Source organism: uncultured Collinsella sp., from assembly GCF_959026545.1.
Classification (GTDB): Bacteria; Actinomycetota; Coriobacteriia; order Coriobacteriales; family Coriobacteriaceae; genus Collinsella.
Window position 1 is genome coordinate 58,844 of record NZ_CAUFLV010000006.1, and the last position, 21,369, is coordinate 80,212.

At 60.5% G+C, this 21,369-nt stretch carries 16 protein-coding genes; 6 read left to right on the plus strand and 10 right to left on the minus strand.

What is annotated here, in order from left to right:
* Positions 1-58 precede the first annotated feature (58 nt).
* Together Q5Q88_RS04435 and Q5Q88_RS04440 are read left to right on the plus strand one after the other, a co-directional pair.
* Positions 59-1,045 carry a ribose-phosphate pyrophosphokinase gene (locus tag Q5Q88_RS04435; protein ID WP_302741979.1) on the plus strand — a complete coding sequence of 329 codons (987 nt, stop codon included), beginning with the start codon at positions 59-61 and terminating at the stop codon, positions 1,043-1,045.
* A 697-nt stretch (positions 1,046-1,742) separates the two neighbouring features.
* A complete protein-coding gene (locus tag Q5Q88_RS04440; RefSeq protein WP_302741981.1) occupies positions 1,743-2,693 on the plus strand; it encodes a hypothetical protein in 951 nt (316 codons plus the stop codon).
* 199 nt (positions 2,694-2,892) lie between these two features.
* On the opposite strand, the gene Q5Q88_RS04445 is transcribed toward Q5Q88_RS04440, so the two are convergent.
* The 6 genes from Q5Q88_RS04445 to Q5Q88_RS04470 all read right to left on the minus strand — a co-directional run bounded on the left by Q5Q88_RS04445 (position 2,893) and on the right by Q5Q88_RS04470 (position 12,256).
* Positions 2,893-3,552 (minus strand): hypothetical protein, encoded by a 660-nt coding sequence (locus tag Q5Q88_RS04445; RefSeq protein ID WP_302741983.1) that lies wholly within the window; start codon positions 3,550-3,552, stop codon positions 2,893-2,895.
* A gap of 8 nt (positions 3,553-3,560) precedes the next feature.
* The gene (locus tag Q5Q88_RS04450) at positions 3,561-4,289 is read right to left on the minus strand and encodes a hypothetical protein (protein WP_302741984.1); all 729 of its coding nucleotides are present in this window, start codon (positions 4,287-4,289) and stop codon (positions 3,561-3,563) included.
* On the minus strand, positions 4,289-10,177 hold the full coding sequence (locus tag Q5Q88_RS04455; RefSeq protein WP_302741986.1) for a hypothetical protein: 5,889 nt from the start codon (positions 10,175-10,177) through the stop codon (positions 4,289-4,291). The genes Q5Q88_RS04450 and Q5Q88_RS04455 overlap by 1 nt, the downstream gene beginning before the upstream one ends.
* Positions 10,174-10,791: a hypothetical protein gene (locus Q5Q88_RS04460; protein ID WP_302741988.1), complete on the minus strand. Its 618-nt coding sequence runs from the start codon at positions 10,789-10,791 to the stop codon at positions 10,174-10,176. The genes Q5Q88_RS04455 and Q5Q88_RS04460 overlap by 4 nt, the downstream gene beginning before the upstream one ends.
* A 103-nt stretch (positions 10,792-10,894) precedes the next feature.
* A complete protein-coding gene (locus Q5Q88_RS04465; RefSeq protein ID WP_302741990.1) occupies positions 10,895-11,653 on the minus strand; it encodes a SipW-dependent-type signal peptide-containing protein in 759 nt (252 codons plus the stop codon).
* Positions 11,654-11,713: 60 nt separating this feature from the next.
* Positions 11,714-12,256: a signal peptidase I gene (locus Q5Q88_RS04470; RefSeq protein ID WP_302741991.1), complete on the minus strand. Its 543-nt coding sequence runs from the start codon at positions 12,254-12,256 to the stop codon at positions 11,714-11,716.
* 335 nt (positions 12,257-12,591) lie between these two features.
* Here Q5Q88_RS04470 and pth point away from each other — a divergent pair, with 335 nt between their 5' ends.
* The 4 genes from pth (at position 12,592) to Q5Q88_RS04490 (ending at position 17,308) form a co-directional block, all read left to right on the plus strand.
* Complete coding sequence (gene pth / locus Q5Q88_RS04475) at positions 12,592-13,221, plus strand: aminoacyl-tRNA hydrolase (RefSeq protein ID WP_302741993.1); 630 nt, start codon at positions 12,592-12,594, stop codon at positions 13,219-13,221.
* A gap of 288 nt (positions 13,222-13,509) precedes the next feature.
* A complete protein-coding gene (locus Q5Q88_RS04480) occupies positions 13,510-14,346 on the plus strand; it encodes a sulfide/dihydroorotate dehydrogenase-like FAD/NAD-binding protein (protein WP_302741995.1) in 837 nt (278 codons plus the stop codon).
* Positions 14,334-15,740, plus strand: coding sequence for an NADPH-dependent glutamate synthase (gene gltA / locus Q5Q88_RS04485; protein WP_302741997.1), 1,407 nt, complete (start codon positions 14,334-14,336; stop codon positions 15,738-15,740). Before Q5Q88_RS04480 ends, gltA begins: the two co-directional genes overlap by 13 nt.
* A gap of 263 nt (positions 15,741-16,003) precedes the next feature.
* Positions 16,004-17,308: a putative ABC transporter permease gene (locus tag Q5Q88_RS04490; RefSeq protein ID WP_233546206.1), complete on the plus strand. Its 1,305-nt coding sequence runs from the start codon at positions 16,004-16,006 to the stop codon at positions 17,306-17,308.
* Positions 17,309-17,678: 370 nt separating this feature from the next.
* Here Q5Q88_RS04490 and Q5Q88_RS04495 read toward each other — a convergent pair whose 3' ends face one another.
* The 4 genes from Q5Q88_RS04495 to Q5Q88_RS04510 form a co-directional block, all read right to left on the minus strand.
* Positions 17,679-18,095 carry a molybdenum cofactor biosynthesis protein MoaE gene (locus Q5Q88_RS04495; protein WP_118654048.1) on the minus strand — a complete coding sequence of 139 codons (417 nt, stop codon included), beginning with the start codon at positions 18,093-18,095 and terminating at the stop codon, positions 17,679-17,681.
* Between the two features lie 87 nt (positions 18,096-18,182).
* On the minus strand, positions 18,183-19,109 hold the full coding sequence (locus Q5Q88_RS04500) for a nucleotidyl transferase AbiEii/AbiGii toxin family protein (RefSeq protein WP_118654047.1): 927 nt from the start codon (positions 19,107-19,109) through the stop codon (positions 18,183-18,185).
* Positions 19,097-19,858, minus strand: a complete 762-nt coding sequence (locus Q5Q88_RS04505; RefSeq protein ID WP_118654046.1) for a type IV toxin-antitoxin system AbiEi family antitoxin domain-containing protein — start codon at positions 19,856-19,858, stop codon at positions 19,097-19,099. Before Q5Q88_RS04505 ends, Q5Q88_RS04500 begins: the two co-directional genes overlap by 13 nt.
* A 442-nt stretch (positions 19,859-20,300) precedes the next feature.
* Positions 20,301-21,023: a class B sortase gene (locus tag Q5Q88_RS04510; RefSeq protein WP_302742001.1), complete on the minus strand. Its 723-nt coding sequence runs from the start codon at positions 21,021-21,023 to the stop codon at positions 20,301-20,303.
* Between the last annotated feature and the right edge of the window lie 346 nt (positions 21,024-21,369).

The window sequence follows — 21,369 nt, forward strand, 5'->3', positions numbered from 1 at the left end:
GGCAAAGTGGCTAATATATAGAAGGTGTATGGATGTTGTGGCGTATAAAGGAGAAGTCATGCCAACAACCGATCCCAAGAAGACCGTTGATATGAGCAAGATCCTGCGAGTGTACTCCGGTTCCTCCAACCGTCCGCTCGCCCAGAAGATCGCCAACCAGCTCGGCGTTGAGCTCTCCGGACTCACCCTCAAGCAGTTCGCCAACGGCGAGATCTACGCCCGTTACGACGAGACCGTCCGTGGCGCCGACGTGTTCCTCATCCAGTCCGTCGCCGGCGGGAACGTCAACGACATGCTGATGGAGCTCCTCATCGCCACCGACGCCGCCAAGCGCGCCTCCGCCCGCTCCATCACCGCCGTCATCACCCACTACGGTTACGCCCGTCAGGACCGCAAGGCCGGCCCGCGTGAGCCCATCACCGCCCGCCTCGTCGCCAACCTGCTCGAGTGCGCCGGCGTCGACCGCATCATCACGCTCGACCTGCACCAGGGCCAGATTCAGGGCTTCTTCGACATCCCAGTGAACCACCTTTCCGCGTTGCCGCTCTTTGCCGATTACTATGACGCCAAGGGCTTCGATACCGACAATCTGGTCGTTGTCTCCCCCGACGTGGGTCGCGCCAAGGCCGCCAAGAAGCTCTCCGACATGCTCGGCTGCAGCCTCGCCATCGCGCACAAGGGCCGTCCACGCCACAACGCGGCCGAAGTCATGGGCATCATTGGCGATATTGAGGGCAAGACCTGCATCATCAACGACGACATGATCGACACCGCCGGCACCCTGTGCGCCAACGTGCGCGAGCTCAAGGCTCTCGGTGCGGGCGACATCTACGTGTGCGCAACCCACGGCATCTTCTCCGGCGAGGCCATCCAGCGCCTGAACGATGCGCCTATCGTCGAGTGCCTGGTCACCGACGCCATCCCCGTTGAGGAGGGCGGCAAGATCAAGACCATCTCCGTCGCCGGTGAGTTCGCCGAGACCATCTCCGCCGTGTACTACGAGCAGTCCGTAAGCACGCTCGTGGGCGGCGACTTCGCCATGTAAGGTAGCCGCGCTCATAGCTGCACCAAGCAGAGTTCTGCGGCAGGTTGCCCCCGTCTTCCAGGCTGGAGCCTGGGAAACGGGGGCTTTTTCTTTCCGATCAACTCCGTTTTCGTTCATGGAGAGCCTTACCTCCATGGTGCTCCACTAAGAAGCATCTAGGTTCTAGAAAAATGGCTAATTATTACCGTTTTGTATCCCTCAAATGATCCTAGAAGCAGTTCTTGGTGCCATCAACCACCCTCATTCGGCCCTATTCGCTTGTTTGTGCCCATTTTTAAGCAGTTTCGCCGCGTTTTCTTTGACCACAAGAGCCCAAGACCGTCGGAATCGTCCGCCAGCAGCCGACGGACGATACAAAACGGTAATTTTTAGCCACTTTTCCCAATTCACGTTTCTCGTGCCACGGGCGCGCGCCTTGATGTAGCTTCTTTACATGGACGCACTTGTTTTTTCACATATTTCGGCCTTGCGCGCAATCAGGCGTGCACGAGGGGCGTATTCTGCCGTTCCGTGGAGGTCGCTTACCGTCGCCGAACAACGCCGAGTTCTAGCGAATTGCAAGCCCAACCTCTCGACACTCGATTTTGATTATCTTGGTCGCTATGCCCTTTGGAATGGCGAGGACGGTGAGCGCCTTGACGTTCTCGTATCTGACCCAATATGTCGCCGAGCCAGAAAGCCCCTGACGTGCCATGTTATGTCGCGCGATCTTCCCGCTGGATCCATCCTCGAAATCGAGCGCGGTCTTTACTGCACCTCCCCCGCGTTCACCGCATATCTCTATTCGCGTGGCCGCTCCGTCCCAGAAATCGCCACGCTCCTCATGGAGCTTCTTGGAACGTATTCCCTGCCTCACGATGCAACGCTTTCCATTGCGAGGGGCGAAACGTGGTCGTCAATGGACGGCATCCGGATCCCCAATTCCGCGTCAGCCGAAACGCACCTCAGCGGCCTCGACACCTCCACCGAGATCGACCCAGAGATTAACGACGTCTCCGACACGTCCCTTGGCGCGCCCGACGGAGCAGCAACGCACCGCACACACGGCAACCAGCAGGTCGAGATTGAACAGACCCATTATTCATGCGAGCCCGCAGCCACCATAAAGCAACTCAGGGCAATCGCGAAGTGGACCAAAAGCAGCCGCGACCATGCCTTTCGCCGAGCGGTCGACCTCGTCGCACCCAATTCCGCCTCGCCGGCAGAAACCATCCAGTACTGCATGCTCGGATTCCCCATGCAGTACGGGGGCTTTAATTGCGCCGCGCTACCCGACGGCATGCTGCTCAACCACTGCATCGACTTTACGCATGACGCAGTGCTCATGTCATCGGGCATGCCCTATGCCGTTGCCGATGTTTTCATTCCCGCAGCCAACGTCGACGTTGAATACAACGGCACGGGGCACGAGGAGCTCCCCGCTCGCATCCACGACGGCAACCGCAACAACGGCCTTCGCTGCATGGGTATCATCGTTATCGTTATTCAACGCGACCAAATGCGCGACATCCAAGCGCTCGAAGCCATCGCGCGCATCATATACCGCTTTGCCCACGTGCGGTTTAGGTACCAAGGAAAAGGCCATCGCACCAAGCAGGCAAACCTGCTCAACGCCCTTCGAGGTGCGGTGGGGCTTAAGCCCGTGTAGCGCTGCGAGGGCTTCGAGACCATCAGCAACTTATGCTCTCCCTGCGGGGTCGTTAACACCGCCGATCCGCATCGGCGGGCCACGTGGCTGCATGGTCATCACGGAATGCGCGCCCAGGCGGCCGCCCTCTCAAAATAGACAGCCCCCGCGTCATGACATAAGACGCGACTAAACGCGGGATTGACAGCGTTGCCTTGAACTACCGCCGCTTCTTTAGAATGATGGCGCCCGTAATTAACAGCACGCCCAGTACACCGAAAACAAACGGACCGTAGGTGCTGAGCAAGTTATCGCCTGTCTGCGCAAGGAGGTCGTCGGACCCCGCCGATACGCTCTCGCCATCTTCTTGGGCGGTGAAGATCCACTTGATCTCATACGACTGGTCTTGCGCCTCGTTGCCGAGGCTCGTGGGCACCGCCATCGTTATGCGCAGGCCCCGAGCGCTATCGGCGGTATAGGCACCGAGGGCGAGGGGTGCCCCCTCCGCCGAGGCGAGCTCGGTGAGCGTTCCCTGCGCGACGAGCGAACCCGCATCATCGCGCACCTCGATCATCGCATCACCCAAAGCGTCCAGCGTCGCGCCGGGTGCATCGGGGCGCATGCTCAGCGTCACGCCCCGCTCGACATGGCGGGCGGCGAGCTGAAACTCTTGCACGATCACGTCTCCGGGCAAGACGTCGGCAGCCGTCGCGATAACATCCTGTTCCTGCAGGTTCTCGCCGTGCCACGCCTTCGCCGCACCGTCGTACACCACCAACGGCTCGCCAACTGCGGGAGCCGCGCAGGCAACGGACGGCAAGCCGAAAGCGAGCACGAAGGCACAGGCAGCGGCCATCGTTGCGAAAAGCCTCTTCACCATATCGCCTCCTACTTCCTCACAAGCACACCGTCGACGCCGACCGCAAGGCCGCTCGATGCCGACCACACCTTGTCGAACCCTTCGCCGGCAGACAAATTGGCCTGCAAAGCCTGAGTCGAGATATCGACCACAAGGCTTTTGCCCGCCACCGTGCCCGTCTGTCGAACCTCGTCGATGAGATTCTCGGTTTTGCCACCAGCCTCCACGGGCACGGACCAGTAGTAATAGCCGTCGGCGCCTTTGATCCAGCGCTCGCCCGTAGACGCCGTAAGGGCATCGCCCCACGTGATCGAATAGCCCTGGCCCTCCTGCGGCGCATCCCAGAGCTGGTTGCCATTTTTGTCTTCCCAATAGATGGATACGGTCGCACGCATGTATGCCGGCGCCGTACCTTCGTTTTTCACGAAGACGTTCTCTTTGACCGTGGAAGAGGCATCGAACGCTTCTTCGATGGAAGGCTGAATTTCGCCACGCGTGAACGTGTTGAGCACGTTGTCCTGCACTCCAAACCACGCCACCGCACCGCCGGCACCGCACATGGCGAGCACGGCGACGGCGACGATCACGGCGCGCTTGAGGGGACGCCGGCCGCCGCGACGCACCGGCGCGCCCCCCAGTGTCGGCTCCCCAGCGCACCCGCACGCATCGGCGCTGCCGACGGGGCGGAAATGGGCGCCCCGGGAGCCCTGAGGCGTGCCCGCCCCAAGACGGTCCCTATCGCGCTTGCCGATCGCCATCAGCGCCCACCTCCATTCTCAACCGGATTCCTGCCGACTCCGAACACGTTCTTCGCACGGTCCTCGCCGTCGAGGTACTTGTCGTTCGTAAGCGCGTTGGTCACCTTGGCCGTGCCCTGGCTGCGGACCAGCACGACGTTATCCGGCCTACCTTCGACGGTCATGCCGCCTTCGAAGAACTGATACGTCGGGCTGTAGCGCCAGCCCCAGCTGGTTTCAACAACCTTGTAGTAACCCCACGGCACGTTGATCGTCTCCGAAGCGGTTGCCGCGCCCTGGCCGTTGTCCTGTGCAGTCATGGTCACCGTCGCGCTCTTAGCATCTTGCGCAACCTCACCGTTCTCGTCGCATTCAGTCACCGTAAAGGTGAAGGTGGAGCCGGCAGCCATAAGCGGAGCGGTCTTTTCGATCGTCAGCGAACCTGTGGTATCGAACTCGAACACGGCATCGCCTTCATGGCCCACGCCCAGATGCCCCGTCGCCTTCTTGTCGAGCTGTTTGGCCTTCGTAAAGTCGAAGTTGTCGAAGATGGCAACGAGCTTGCCGTCGACAGAAGCCGCACGGTCCGCCTCAGGCTTCGCATAGTGAACCTGATCCATATGGACAGTCAGGGTGTCACCCAAATAAAGCGTGCGAGGACCGAACGCAATCTTGACGGCGGGCGTTGCGCCTTCGGCGTTGGGATCGGCAACTTCCTTTTCCAGTGCTGCAGGGTCTATCTGCCACACCAGATTGGAAGCGGCGTACGGCGCGCCATCCTGGTCAAGTGCGTTCAGGCGATGCGTCACCGGATACAGGTGCATCTCCGTCACGCCCGCATTCGTCATGCTCTCGACAATGGAAGCTCTGCAGAACGCATCCCAAGGCACGGTCTCCGTGTCGGATTTCTTCCACTCCCACTCCTTGAAGAGCTCCTTCACCTGGCCCTCGGCGTCTTTCTTGGACAGGAAGCCCTCCATGGCGGCCGTCTGCTCGCCGCCGACGACCGTAGCCTCAACTTCGACGTCCTCCATCTGAGGCGTGCCGTCGGGGTTATAGACAGGGTTGCCGTCGGGTCCGATTATGGGCTTCTGGACAGTTATCTTCTGCACAAAAGCTGATTTGTCATCGGCGGTGAACTCGATCGTGTCCGTGCTTGCCTCGAGCGGACCGTCCGCCCCGTCCATGTCCGGGAAGTGGTAAACCACCTTGTACACCTGCGTCTTCTGGTAGACCGCGGTATAGAGATTGCCGGCAAACATCTCATCGCCCGTCACGCGACTGCCCGGCACGGGCGTGCCTTCAACCGTGGCCTTGCCATCCGCGTCGACGGTCATGTCAATGTAATCCTTGTACCAGCCGATGAACTTATAGCCGTCCACCGCATCGGCCTCAAGCGCTACGTAAGTCTGTGGGCCCTGCGGGGTGCTTGCGGTTTTCACCGTCGCACGACGGTGATCCACGCCGACGCCGTCCGTATTGTCGATGTTCGAATTCACGCGCACGTTGGCCTGATCGCCTTCGGTGCCGATGATGCGGTATATCGGCCACAACTCCATCGAGTGCTCAACAATCGTGTATTCGTCAACCATCTTGGACGCGTCGGCCGCATCGAACATGAGGTACTCGGCGCCTTTGGCGGGCTGTTGCTCGGTCCAGCCCACAAAGGCGGCGCCATCCACCTTGAACTCCGGCACCGGGCCGCGGCCGAGCGGCTCGCCCGCCTTCTTTGCGACAACCTTGGTCGCGGAGCCTGCTTCACCAGAGGGACGCACGTGATACGTCACATCCAGCTCAGCATCGCGGGTCGCCTCGTAGTTCGCCACGATCACGTAATGGGAGCCGGCCTTGATGGTGTAGACGAGCTTCGCGTTGTCGTTGCCCACGGCTGCGCCGCCGCTCGTGACCGGATTGCCGTTACCGTCCGTCGCGCGGATGGTGTCAATCACCGTGCCCTCGGGACTCTCGATGGTCCAAGATGCCAGCGAATACTTCTCAACCGTAGCCGATTCGATGTCGGCCTTCACCGCAACAGTCTTGGTGCCGTCACCGTTAATTGCCACATCGGCCAACGCGGGGGTGATTTCAGGGTTCGCAGGCTCAGTCAGTGCAGTGCCACGCGTGATATTGGTCGTAGTCTCGCAACTGTAGTCTGCATACACGGGATACAGCATCATGGGGCGATCGCATAGACGGTCTTCCTTGACCAAATACGGCTCGATCGTGTCGATGGATACCTTCGCCGTACGCGTATCTTCGCTATATAGGCTCTCGTACTCGCCCTCCGTCATCGTTCCCGCTTTAAGCTCGTATTTGTCGATCCAGCCCAGGAACAGCGAATCGGGGCGCTTCTTCTGCATATATTCATCAGACGGAGACGCTTCGATAGCGACCTTCAACCCATTAGGCTCTTCGCTTGCATCGCCACCGGTGTATTTCAAATAGCGGAATTCGTACTCAGAATCCGACTCCATGAACACCTTCTGGAATCCATCTGTGAACCCCGCATCACCGGCATAATCCGAATACGCACGGCTCACCACCTTGTCTCCGACATTTTCGCCAGCGTCAACAAATCTCACCTGAGCAACAAGATGGGCCTCATATGAATAGCGATTCGGCTTGGTGAAGTGTGCACCCGTCTCCCACGGATTGTTCGGGCTGGTTCCCTCGTTGCTATTCTGCTGCCACGACCATCCGATGAACTTAAACCCTGCGGGGTCTGTTGGCTCAGCTTTCAGCTCGAAGTTTTTACCGATATTATCGGGGTTGCCACTCATGTAGATACGTGCGGAATTGGGAAAATCGAACGTGGCAACGATATCGTACACGCCACCACTAGTTTTTTCGTTATGCCCATTCACTACATGATGGGCAACAATGCCACCCGCGAGCAACGTTGCGGCGTCATCGCCGGAAACATGGCCGCCAATCATTTCGTTCAAAGACCAGTGGTCGATGGTTTCGCGATAAAACTCAGGACCCCTCAGCTTGTCAAAGCTGGAACAATACGTCTTCCAGCGCTCCGTATACAAACGAGGGGATTCCCATTCAGCGATTCCACCCATAAGATACGCCGAGGCGTAGTAATCCACGCGGTACTCAAAGCGGGCGTAGTAGTAATGCTTCTGCGTTAGGTCGACATCGTCGGGAATCGTCACCACCGGATCGCCGCTCAACTTCCTGCCGAACTCGTACTGATACGCCGTAGACCTATCACCCGCCGCGTTATACACCACGTCCGGCTTCTCCTTATACACCGGCTCGCCGTTCGCGTTCTGCTTGACCTCGTACCAGCCCAGGAAGCGGTAGCCATCGGGCAATGCGCCTTCGGCACTGAGGCCGTTGATTCCCAGCTCGTATTTTCCGTCTTTCGCAGTGACCGTAGCCTGAGCAACGCCTTCGCGCACATTCACATCCGAACTGGTCGAATCGAGCTCGTGACCCTCGGCGATCACATTGATGTTGGCGCCGAGCGATGCGTAGACGGGATACAGGTCCATGGGACGCTCGATAGGCTCGCCGCCCTCGAAAAACGTGCCGCTGGCCTTCATGGCATTGAGCTCGGGCGTGGTCACATCGGGCCAACCGCCACCGGTAACTTTGTTTTTCTGCGTGGTCCAGCCCAGGAACTTCGCGGCACCGGCCACCGGAGCGTTTTCGCCGCCCTCGCGGTCGGCCTTCGGCTCGCCCACGCCGGGCAGCGCGTCCTGGTGGTTGTACCAATCGTCATCCGTTTGCGGCGTCGCCTCCGTTGCAGAGCTGTCCTTGTCGATCACGTCGCCCTTCACATCGTGGAACAGCACCTGGGCCTGGTAGTAGGCAACAAACAGGTCGTTATCCGAGAACTGGGCGCCCTCGTCGGCGCCCGTTCCAGAATTGGTCGCCACGTGCTCAAGTTCGGCACTCACCTGCTCGCCGTTCGGCTCGGGCGGCACCATGGGGTCGAAGAACGCGTGCTTGCCCTGCTGGATATGGTTGGACGTCACGCCCTTGTTGCGGAACCACCCCTGGAAACGGAAGCCCTCGTTGGCATCGGAAGACACCATGGCCAGCGCCGTGTTCGCAGCGCGGTCGTTGTTCACCGTTGCCGTGAACGTCAGCTCGGTCTCGTTGGCACTCACTGGCTGCACCGCGAAGTTGTACGGGTCGGCCGTCTTCTGCTCTTTGCCGAGCGTGGATTGCGAGATGGTCACGTCGCCCGCGCCCGGGAAGTCGAGCGTGGCCTTCACGGAGTCGCCGTGGACGGGGATGCCCAGGTAGTCGTCCATGATCCACTTGTTCACATGACCGGGGATCTGGTTGTCGATCGTGGAGAGGCGCACCTCATCTCCCTCGAAGTCATAGCCCTCCCCTTCCCAGAACAGGCGGTCGGCGTACTTCGCGTCGTCCACGATGGGGCCGTAGCTGAAGCCCTGGGCAGACGGGCCGTGCTCGCCGCCGCTATAGTTGAGGCCCAGCCAGTCGCCCCAGGCGCGTACGTAACCGTTGGGATGCGGCTTGATGGCAGAGTCCTTGCCCACGATATCGTTGCGCTTGAAGTACGAGTTGTAGAGACCCGTATCCTCGTTCCAGTCGCGCTCCACCAGGCCGGACAGGTACACGTTGCTCTGGATGATGGGGATGACGGCGACGGCGTTCCACTGATAGCTCTCCATGTTGCCGGCGTAATGGCAGCGGATGACCTGGCTCGCGTTGGCGCCCTCGCTCCCGCTCTTCGCATGCGCGATGATGCCACCCACGTAGCCGATGTTGCCCGAACCCACGCCTACGTAGTTGGCGACCCAGGTATGCACCCATGCCGTGGAGAAGCAGTCCACCACATCGACGTCGTTGGTATAGCCCACGATACCGCCTGCATACACACCCTGGCCCGCCACGGCGCCGACCGCCACCTCGTAGCGGTTGTAGACCTCGGTTTGATATTTGTAATGGCCGTTGTCGTCGCGAGCGTACACGCTGGTATCAGGCTTCGCCGACCGATCGATGTAGTACTGATTGTTGGGGAGCACACGGCAATACTCGATCTGGGAGTCCTCCGCCGAGCCCACGAGCGCACCCAGGTACAAGCCCTCGCCGCCCAGGCCCGAGACGGCGACGACGGAGTTGTTCACCGCACGGCCTCCCTGGACGGTGCAGTCGTACATGTACGACTTGTCGAGCATCTCGCCCGCGATGATGCCGCCCATGACGCCCGCGTTGGTGATGAGCGACACCGCGTTGTTGGCCGGCGTGACCGAGATGGTGCAGTCCTCCATGCGCACCGATTCGATGCGCGTGTTTCTGGCCTGGCCCACCAGCACGCCGCCGCGGAAATCCGCGCCGACGTAGCAATCGGAGAAGTGCACGTCATGCAGGTAGGCGCCCTCGGTGAAGCTGAACAGGCCGGTGTTCGCCTTGGGTTTCCACAGGTCGCGATGGTAGTCGAGGTGCCTGATGTAGTGGCCGCGGCCGTCGAACTCGCCCCTGAAGGGGTGGTCCTTATCGCCGAAGGTGAGCGACCCCAGCTCGGTGATGATCTGGTCGATCTTTCCCTCGCCGTCGGGAATGGATGTGAAATCGATGTCGGCTTCGAGCGCGATCGTCTTGCCCTCGAAGCTCATGTAGTTTCCGTCCACCATGCCGCGCGACTGCTTGATGAGCTCGATCATCTCATCGACGTCGTGCACCAGGATGGGATCGACACCGCGGTCGAGGGCCAGCGCCCCCTGAGGCACTGCGAGCGAGCAGACCGCCAGGACGAGGGCGCCCAGCACGGCAGCCAGGACGACGCCTCTTGGACTCCGGGGCGCAGGAGCACCCTCGCCTGCCACTGCGCGCAGCCCGCGGCCGCCATGCGCCGCCGTCCTCGTTTCAACGCGGGCATCGTGAGCAATACCGCCCGGTTGCCTCTTCACGCTGCTCATCATGCCGGCCACCCCTCAGCCTCAAGCACGTCGTCGCTCTTCTGGTTCTCGCTCTGCACGCCGTAGCCGTCGGCCACCAAGCGGTAGGTGCACCCCTCCCCATGGCGGGCGATGGCGGCGGCGGTATCCACGTCCACACCGGTGACGGCAGGCTCTGAAATCTCGCCAGGCTCGAGCGCGGCAGTGAGATATAGGTAGCCATCGGACGGGTTACGCTGGATCCACGCGTCGTTGCCGACGTCGTAGGAAACGAGGTCGTCGGCCGGGTGCGGCGTTCCGGCGGCATCGATGCACTCGAAGCGCAGCTTGGCGCGGATGAACAGAGCGTGGCCGCCCGTGTTCTTCACGCGGACGATGCGCTCCATGTGGACCGACCCGGTACCCAGCTCGCCGCCTTCGGGCGCAGGGATCTCCGCACCGGTCTCGTCAATAGTGGTGATGGAAGTCTCGATCCCGACCGTGCCGAATTGCAGACGATCGAGAAACGGCTTCTCACGCGTGATGACAGAGAGGGTCTGCGCAGCGGCGAACACGCAGATCACTGCGGCCAGGAGCACCCAGAGCCGCATGCGTGTCTTCGTTGAGTCGGCCTTAGCTTGCGCGTTATCCGCAGGCATGAGCAGACCCCCTTTCTCATAACGCGGGATACCGGGGCGAGAGCGGCTCTCGCCCCGGCAATCGAGCCCGCACGTCAATCAGTGCGGACAGGCAAACCGATCCTTATTTAGGATTGCTTTCGGACCATGCATTAGCCTTGGCGATGATTTCGTTCTTGACGTCCTGGCTAGTCATATCCTCACCATCAGCAGACGCGGCGGCCATATACGCCTTAACCTCGATGGTCTTATTCGCATCAAGGGTGAAGTTGGAATTGGTGTAAACCTTGTTGAAGGCTTCGCCCGTGTACATGTCCTTTACGCCCTTCGGATCATGCTTCAGCATCGCCATGCCCGTTTCGTCGACGGCTTTGGAGTCGCCCACATACACGAACAAGCCGCTGGTGTAGCAACGAGTCTTTTTGTCCCCGCTGATGGTGACATCGTACTCGCCGTTGTATGCGGTCGCTTTGCCATAAACGGGAGCCCAGTTGCTGCCCAGAACGAAGTACGCATTCGCGCCGAGGTTATTCTCAACCTCCATAAATACATATGCGTCCTTGGAGGTCTTGCCAATGCCAACATTGGGGTTCTTGGGAACAATGGCGCCCGGGGTGATTGCAGAATTATCATTCCACTCGGTCTCGGTGATGTACTTATCATCCGACTTTTTATCCTCAGTGCTGCCTTCCCCGCCGCCTTCAGGCTTGGTGGGGTCGGGCTTCTTCTCGGGCTCGGTCACGCCGTTGCCCTGCACGAAGGTGTTGGTCTTGCTATCCTGCGCGCTAAACCACGCAAAGACGCCACCCACCGCGAGGATGCAGCAGAGCGCAAGCGCAACCACCAGGCCCGTCCTCTTCCTGCCCGTCTGTTTCGAATCCATGGTGTACATCCTTTCTGCTTTCGGATCCTTCCCGTGTGCCAAGGCGCATCGCGCCCCGTGTCACCTCATGTGTTTGGGGGCGTGGGCCGCCTCCCGCTTGTCGTGCCTGCCGGCGCCCACCAGCTCGATCACGATGCTCACGCCGATCACGACGGCCACGCCGGCGATCACCATGAAGACCCCCGGCGGCTGCGTGACGAACACGTTGACGTAGCCCAGAAGCGGCACGCACGCCACGACCGAGCCCGCCAGGCTCGACCACGGGACCGGCGCCGCATCGGGCGAGATATTTCCTTGTGAGTCAACATTGGCGATACCATGTGTCTTGAACTCGCGCGCGGCGGAATCGATTTCATAGACCTCGTGGGTCACGAGCGTGCCCGACTCAAGCTTGAACGTGATGGCATCGCCGACCACGACCTCAGATGGGTCGACGGCGCGCACATATATGAGCGACCCCACGGGAAGCTCCGGCTCCATCGATCCGGAAAGCACGGCATACGGGGTGAGTCCGATCAAGCGAACCCCCGCAAACACTATGACCAATGCGGCAACCAGCGCAAGCAGTACCGCCAGCACCGCGTTCCAAATCCGAGCCAACATCTTCCACACCATCTCGTGCCGTCGCGCCAAGGACGCGGCGCAGGGTCGAAAACGACCCCTACGATTAGACACACAGGATTTATTAGTTATAGCCCCCCCCCCGCACACTTTGTCAACTTTGTGTGTTGGTTCATTATCAAAGCTATCTGGCAGTTTTTATGCTCGCAACGATGCGCCTCCCCCCACTATTAGCGATTGGTGCACCCGTTTTCTGTAAGCCCCTCGGAACTCACGGGGGCATCGCCCAACTTATGCTCTCCCTGCGGGGGTCGTTGACAGCGCCGCACGGCACACGCACCATGTTCTGCGGGAAGTATCAACAGCAAGGAGACCTCATGGCCGCAGCACAGCCCAAGAAAACCCGTATGGTCGCCGGCCTCGGCAACCCCGGCGACGAGTACGCCGCTACCCGCCACAACGCCGGCTTTTGCGCCATCGACATCCTCGCTCGGCAGGCGGGCGTAAGCTATTGGAAGAACCAGGCGGGCGCCGAGGTCGCGCTCATCAGCGTGAACGACCCCGAAGAGGAGGGCGGCAAGCGCGAAGTCGTGCTGGTCAAGCCCCAGTCGTACATGAACACGAGCGGCGGGCCCATCTCCAAGCTCTGCGCGCAGTACAAAGTGAAGCCCGAAGAGCTGCTCGTGATCCACGACGAGCTGGACATCCCAGCGGGCGACGTACGCGTTAAGGTCGGCGGCGGGCACGCCGGCCACAACGGCCTGCGCTCCATCATCGACAAACTCGGCAGTCGCGACTTCTCGCGCGTCCGCGCCGGCATTGGCGACCCTCCGGGACGTATGCCCGTGGCCGATTTCGTGCTCAAGCAACTGCGCGCCAAGGAGGCCGAGGATTTCGGCTTTATGACGCAAGCCGCCGCTGAGGCCGCCGCGCTGGCCGTGACGCGCGGCGTCATCTTTGCCCGCGACCACGTCAACGGCGGCGCGGGATCCAACGGCAAGCACTAGGAGCCCAACCTCAATTTAGGGACAGGCACCGAATTGAGATGGAGACGCCAACGAACACCGCCGGGCAGTCGTTGTAAAACTATCCCTAGCTGCTTCCCAGCAACGCCCACCGAACAACGGCCCACCATTGGCCCGATAGCACATCGGTTCGAACCCCGAATGGGAAACGCGCGGTATACTGAACACCGTATGCGCATATTCGCCATGCGCATATGCCGCTTAGGCTTCATCGGGGAACTCGTGCGCGCTACCTGCGCAAACGCCCCCGACCAATCAGAGAGGGGTTCTATGTTTGAAATCCTGAAAAAGACGCAGTTCTCGGACAAGGTGTTCGAGTTCCGCGTCCACGCCCCGAGGATGGCCAAGAAAGCTCACGCCGGCCAGTTCCTCATGGTGCGCATCGACGATACCGGCGAGCGCGTGCCATTCACCTTCGCCAACTGGAATGCGGAGGAGGGCTGGATCGAGTTCATCTTCATGGTGATCGGCAAGACCACCAAGTGCCTCTCCGAACTCAACGAGGGCGACTTCATCCGCGACATCACCGGACCGCTGGGCAAGCCCACCGAGATCGAGGGCGACTCCGTGGCCGTCATCGGCGGCGGCGTGGGCTTGGCCATCGCCTACCCCGTAGCCCGTATGCTCTGCGAGCAGGGCAAGAACGTCTACGTCATCATGGGTGCCCGCACCAAGGACCTCCTCATCCTGCATGAGCAGTTCGACGCACTGCCGCTCGCCGGCCTATACGTCACCACGGACGACGGCACCATGGGCGAGAAGGGCGTCGTGACTCTGCCGCTCGCGCGCCTGTGCGAGACGGACGCAATCGACCACGCCTTCTGCGTTGGCCCCGTGCCGATGATGAAGTTCTCCTCCCTCACCTGCCACGAGCACAACATCCCGATCATCGCCAGCCTCAACCCCATCATGGTCGACGGCACCGGCATGTGTGGTTGCTGCCGTGTCGAGGTGGGCGGCGAGACCAAGTTCGCCTGCGTCGACGGCCCCGATTTCGACGCCAGCGCCGTCGACTGGGACGACCTGGCCGCGCGCCAGGCCAGCTACCGCGGCGAAGAGGCCGTTTCCACCAAGCGTCATGAGGAGGCCTGCGCATGCCAGAAGTAAAGAAGTATCGCCCGAACATCGGCGCTCCCCGCACTGCTCCGAACGAGGAGCCGGCCGCTGAGCGCGCGTGCGATTTCCGCCCGGTCGACACGGGCTTCACCAAGGAAGACGCCATCGCCGAGGCCAACCGCTGCCTCGACTGCAAGAAGCCCCTGTGCATGCAGGGTTGCCCCGTCGGCGTGAACATCCCCGGCTTCATCTCCAAGATCCGCGATGAAGACTGGGCGGGCGCCCTCGAAACCATCAAGGGCGACAACCTGCTGCCCTCCGTCTGCGGCCGCGTGTGCCCGCAGGAGAACCAGTGCGAGGGCAAGTGCATCCTCGGCCGCAAGGGCGAGGCCGTGGCCATCGGCCAACTCGAGCGCATGGTGGGCGACATGGCCGACGAGGTCGGCCGCGCCCCGGCGTGCAAGCCCAAGAACGGCAAGAAGGTCGCCATCGTGGGCTCCGGCCCCTCCGGCATCGCCTGCGCCGGCGAGCTCGCACGCGAGGGCTTCGACGTCACCGTGTTCGAGGCCTTCTTCACCGGCGGCGGCGTGCTGACCTACGGCATCCCCGAGTTCCGCCTGCCCAAGAAGATCGTCAAGCGCGAGATCGACGGCCTGGAGCAGCTCGGCGTGCACTTCGAGTACAATTCCGTCGCCGGCCGCCTGTTCGACGCCGACGAGCTCTTCAACGAGGAGGGCTTCGACGCCCTGTACCTCGCCGTGGGCGCCGGTCTCCCCCGCTTCCTCAAGGTCCCGGGCGAGAACCTGCCCGGCGTGTACTGTGCCAACGAGTACCTCACCCGCACCAACCTCATGCACGCGTACGACTTCCCCGTCTACGACACCCCGATCCGCCAGGGCAAGAACGTCGTGGTGTTCGGCGGCGGCAACGTTGCCATGGACGCCGCCCGCACCGCTCTGCGCCTGGGCGCCGACAGCGTGACGCTGGCCTACCGCCGCACCGAGGCCGAGATGCCCGCGCGACTGGCCGAGGTCCATCACGCCAAGGAAGAAGGCGTGCACATCCTGGAGCTCGTCAACCCGCTCGAGTTCATCAAGGGCGAGGACGGCTTTGTGTCCGCAGTCAAGCTGGAGCGCATGGAGCTCGGCGAGCCCGACGCCTCCGGCCGTCGCCGACCGGTCCCCGTGGCCGACTCCGCCTTTGAGATCCCCTGCGATGTGGCCATCACCGCCATCGGCACCATGGCCAACCCCTTCGCCAAGCTCTGCGCCGACGTCGAGCTCAACCGCTGGGGCCTCATCGAGGCCGACGAGGACGGCCGCACGAGCAACCCCAAGGTGTGGGCCGGCGGTGACATCGTGACCGGTGCCGCCACCGTCATCCTCGCCATGGGCGCCGGCAAGAAGGCCGCCGCCTCCATCAAGAAGGAGCTGCTGGGCGAGTAAGCGCTCCGCGATTCCCATAACGGCATCCGGCCCGTCGACCACACGGTCGGCGGGCCGTTTTGCGCCGCGGCGATTGCGGAGCCCGGGCAGGACGCCATCGTGCGTGCCATTGGGCATGAACTGCGCAGCCGACCCCGGCGCCGACCGATGCGTACGCGTCCCTTTGTGCACGCCATGCCCGCAGGCCGCCCGCTCCCCCCTTGCATGCCAAAACGGGTACCATGAGTACACAGCCCATTTCGAACGCACGCAAGGAGCAGCACGTGACCAGCAGCACGAGCGCCGCGGCCGGTACAGCATCCAACCCCGACTACGACCTGCCCGGTAACGACCTCGATCCCAACAACCTCACCGCCGAGCAGCGCAAGACCATCCCGCTCATCATCCGCGTGTACGGGGCGCTTTGCGCACTCGACGGCATCATCGCGCTCCCGCTTATGGGCGCGTACTTCGGAATCATCCTGTACCGACTCGCCATTGGACAGGAAAGCGCGCTGATTGGCTCCGACCTCACGCTCACCTTCACCATGACGGCCATCGGATCGGTGCTGACCTTCATCTCCTCCGTCGCGCTCATCATCTTTGGCTGGACGCTTCTCAAAAGCTACCGCCGCGACGCCGGACGCTGGGCATACGCGCTCATCGTCATGACCGTGGGGCAAATCCTCATCGACGTCATGCTCCAGGGCATCGGCGTGCACCTCATCCGCCCCGCCATCCAGCTCGCCATCCTCACCGGTCTGTCGACCACCATCGACCCCACCTTGCGCGAGGAACGCGAACTCCAGCGTCACTTGCGCGACCTGGAAGACCGCGTTGCCGCGGCAGGCGGCATGCTCGGCCGCGATCTTACAGGTGAGGGTTACATTAAGCTGAACTTCTTCAACCTGTTCTGGGTCTTCATGGTGTGCTGCGTGCTCGGTCTCATCATCGAGGTCATCTTCCATATGGTGTACGTCGAACCGGGCGTCTACCAGGATCGAGCCGGCCTTCTGTTCGGGCCGTTCAGTCCCATCTACGGCTTTGGCGCCGTGCTGCTCACCATCGCGCTCAACCGGTTTTACAAGAAGAGCTTCGTCATTATCTTCCTAGTGAGTGCCGTTATCGGCGGCGTGTTCGAGGCTGCTGTGAGTTGGTGGATGCAGACGTCGTTCGGCGCCATCGCATGGAGCTACTCCTATGAGCTGCTGCCCGGCGTGCCCGATCCGATGGCGATCCTATTCGCCGGGCGCACGTCTACGCCGTTCATGCTCATGTGGGGCACGCTCGGCCTATTCTGGATCAAGCTGTGCCTGCCCAGGCTTCTCAAGCTCATCAACCTGATCCCCTGGAAGATGCGCTATTCACTCACCACGGTAGTGGCCGCGCTCATGTTGACGAACGGTGTCATGACGCTGCAGGCGCTCGATTGTTGGTTCTGCCGTGAGAGCGGCATCGCGCCGAGCTCGCCCGTCGAGGAGTTCTACGCCGAGCACTTCGACAACGCGTACATGGAGCATCGCTTCCAGAGCATGACGATCCACCCCAAGACCTCGAGCCGCGTGGATTCGCCCAAGACGGAGGCGTAGGATCAGCCGCAACATGCCAAAAAAGGGGGGGGCGAGCCCCTTGACACGCGAGCCTTGGCGAAGGAGAATGACCCGAGACACCTCATATCTGCAGGCGCGCCAAAACTGGCTAAAAAATACCGATTTGTATCCATAAGCGCGGCGCCATGCTGCCCATTTCACCCTAAACGCGCCCCTAACTGGGGTGCATCATGTCGCGAAAACGATTCGTGGAAACACTACACCCACGTGAACAGGCGTTTTTCCAATCTCGGTCCTTTGGCCGAGGTGTCCTTGGCGGGACGAGCGATACAAAACGGTAGTTTTTAGCCACTTCGGGGATATATACGATCCACATCCATTGAACTTCCGGGCAGAACGCAATCGAGCGTCACTGCGCCCGCCCCTCCCCATGTTCAATCTCGTTGACGCACTCGTTTTTGATGGTTGCCACGAGATGCTGCAGGCCGTCGATCACACGCGGGCGGATGTCGCCGCCGATGAGCACGAGCATGATGTCGTCGCCCACCGCAAGCTCACCGGAGTTGAGCCATACGCGCACGTACCCAATGCCGGGCAGGGTGCGCGCCTCCTCTACCGCAGCGGCGACCTTGTCCTCGTCGTAGGAAAAGTGCATGCTGGTGACTTTGTCGCCGGGCTGGACACCATCGGTTTCGATTCCGCGTGCTTCGGCTTTGGGGGTCTCACGCACGGTGCCGTTGTGGACAAGGTACATGCCGCACGCGCGGAACGACGGGTCCGCTTTGGCCTCGCGCAACCACGCGTCGATAGAGGGTATATCTGCCATGGGTAAACTCGCTTTCTGCCATATGGCCCTTGTTGGAACACCTGAGACGACTCGCATGGCAAGCGCGGACATCACGCCGCCAGCACATCAACCACCCATCTTCTTTAGATTGAGCAGTTTCCATTGTGCCTCAGGACTCTGCGCGGCGCGCTGCGTAACTTCACCATCTCCAAAAAGAAGCTCTGGGCAGTAGTCCCCTTGGGACAATCGCTCCAGGTATTCTTTTTCTAAATCGTTTTTGGGAAGGACGAAACTCTCGACAAACCTCTCCGCCTTTTGCATAAGACTATCGAGAGTCGGGGGTTTTTCAAGCTGGCGCAACATGGGGACGAGCTGCTCTTCGACCTCCTTTTCACATTTTTCAAAACGAAGTGACCTGCCAATAAAGCTGTTTGGAAAATGAGCGGACAGCGAAGCATAGTACAGCAGCACCTTGTGAAGCAGCTCGTCTGGCGCCTCTACGCCGCTACAGTGCTCCGCCAGATTTCCGATGTCGTACAAATCGCGTATTTTGACCCTGTCAAAATACGCCTTGACCTTGCCCCCTGCCAATTCATAATCGTCAAACATCAAAACATCCAAATCGGGGCGCAGCGGAGACTGCCTCACTCGGAGCGGAATCAGGGGCGACCTATTCATGTAAATGCAATCGATCTTTACATGATCATTTCCCCAGTTTCCCCTATACCTCAATACAAATGTCCGTCCCGCATGCCCGCCTTCGCGAGCGTCAACTCTATATCCTAAATAGCTTGCAACTTCCTGTATGCCGCGCTCGATCCCTGGACGCTCTCTCATCATTTCCGCCCGTGAAAGACTCCCCACGTACGACATGTCTATATCAACCGACAAACGCGGAAGACCAAACATGAACAGGTTGATCGCTGTACCACCATGCATCGCAAGCTTGCCCTTTAAATCTGGGTGGCGACCCATTTCTGCCAGCAGCTCCAAAAGGCGGTTGACCTTGTCGAGCGTTTCCGGTCGGAAGCTTTCAATATCTATAGGACCCATGAGCGCAGCTCCTCTTGATCCGCAGGCAAACACAGGTTCCAGCGTTTTGACCAACCCGGGCTTCGCGTTTGTCTTTTGTCCAACCTGTATGGTCCGCCCGTCACCATGGTCTCTAGTCGGTCGAGCTGCTCATCTAGCACACGCCAATCGCGCTGCTTTTGCTCTAACAACCAGCCAACCCTCGCAGCAAGCGAGGCTGACCCTTGCTCCACAAGAGCAAGCAGCTCATCAACATCAAGGTAGGGAAAAAGCGAAAGGGATCGCAGCGCCTCCTCTACGCCACCCGCCCTATCTGTATAGCGCAAACAATCGACTAGCGTTTGCTCGCGCGTGGTAACTCCGGCCCCATTAGCGCCAACCGCTCCTATCAACTGATAGCGAATCGATCTGTCGCAAGCGTATGGTACATACAAAACACCGCCATAGGAGAACTTGGTCTTTATTGTTCTCGACCTAAACTGACACATGCTTGATACATTATGAGCAACGCCGTGGACCTCAAGGGCAGAGTGAAAAGAAATGACTGCATCTAAATCGATCGCCGCAAGGACATCCAGCGCACTCACGCCCGCGCCAGAATAATCGCCAATCTTTGAAACGTATGCGCCGCGTCGAATTCTCTCGATGCTTCCATGCTTTATCGCGCGATCCAAAGTTGTCCTCACCGATGCGGCAGACATACCAGACTCCGACATAAGCTGCTCAACGGTGAAGACTTGATTTCTTTCTATGTAGTCTCTGAACTTCATACTGACAAATTATAGTAGAAACAACTACACTTTGTATACTTTTCTAGTGATTATTGTCAGTATTCCATATTAACAGCCTCCAGAAACGAGTACCTCAATCAAAAAGTGTGGGATTTATCGCAGACCCTCGGACGCGTCCCGAGGCCATTCCTCAACTTCTTAAAGCCACGAATCGGCCGATTTTGTAACGAGTTTCCGAACACCCCGAGTAGAGGGACAATGATAAAAGATTTTATCTGCGGCGATGATGCCAAAAATGTCCCTCTACTCGGCACGCCTCAAAACTCGTTACAAAAACGCCCGATTCGTGGCACTCCACCCGCAACAGGGTCCCGGCGTGCCAAAAGGGGTACGTCCCCAAATGGCACGCCGGGCGGTTTGGCGTTTGGGAACGTACCCCCTTTGGAGCGGGGACGGATTTTTGGAGCGCGCGGTTTTACGCTTAGGGCTGGACGGTGTCGTACTCGGCGATGAGCGTGCACACCATTGCGGCGCGCTTGGTCTGCGCCAAGAAAGCATCGTCGCAGGTCACCAGCGTGAGCACCTTGGTTGCGTTGCTCAACTCCGTGTCGGCGTCCGTCGCCTTCGCCTCGGCGTGCTTAATGGAATCAGAGAGGTACTGCGCCAGACCACCATCACCCTCGAACGACGTCTGCCGCGCTTCGACGTAGTCGTCATCAACACGCATCGTAAACAGGGGCTTCAGCTCGTAGGTCTTCTCGGGCGTGATGTAGTAGACCTTCTCTATCGAGTCGAACTTCTCCTGATCAAGCGAATCGTACACCTGCGTGAACATCGAGCCGTCGTTCATGTGGTGACCGTACAGCGTCGTCTGCTGGTCAACAAGACCCGGCGCGGTTCCTTCGGAATCGAGGAAGACGGTGCCGTTGGCGTTATAGTCGCCCGAAATCAGCGCACGCAGATAGGTGTCATTGGTTTTGCCTTGGACGACGACGTAGTTGATGTTCGTGCCGGGAATGTAGATCCAGCCCACCACGTCCTCGTTCACCTTTTTGAGCGCATCGAAGTCGATGACCGGCACACCATCACCGCCCTCATCGGAGAGCGTGACCGCCTCTTTGGTAAGGCCATCGTAGAAATCCGCCGCCTGCTTGTAACCAATCTGCGCATGAACGAACAGACCGCCGGCCACGAGTAATAGCACGACCCCTATGGCGATGAGCACGTACGACGCGATATTGCGACCACGGCGGGGTCGTGGCGCGCTCGACGTCGACCCGGGCCTACCGCCGCGCGTGCCCGTCGAGCCTTGGGGGCGCGCATAAGGAGAAGCCTGAGCTACGCGGGGCGGCCGAATAGGCTGGGACACCCGCGCCCCGCTTGAGGGCGCGGCATTGTACGTCGCCCGGTTCTGCGGCGCGGTGACGTGCGACATCTGGCGAGGCGGTGAGGCGGCATGAGACCCCCGGTTCTGAGAGGCGGCGGCGCCTCCCATTGAGGTCGTATTCGGCTGGTGCGCGGCACCACTGGGCTTAAAGTGCCTTCCTCCG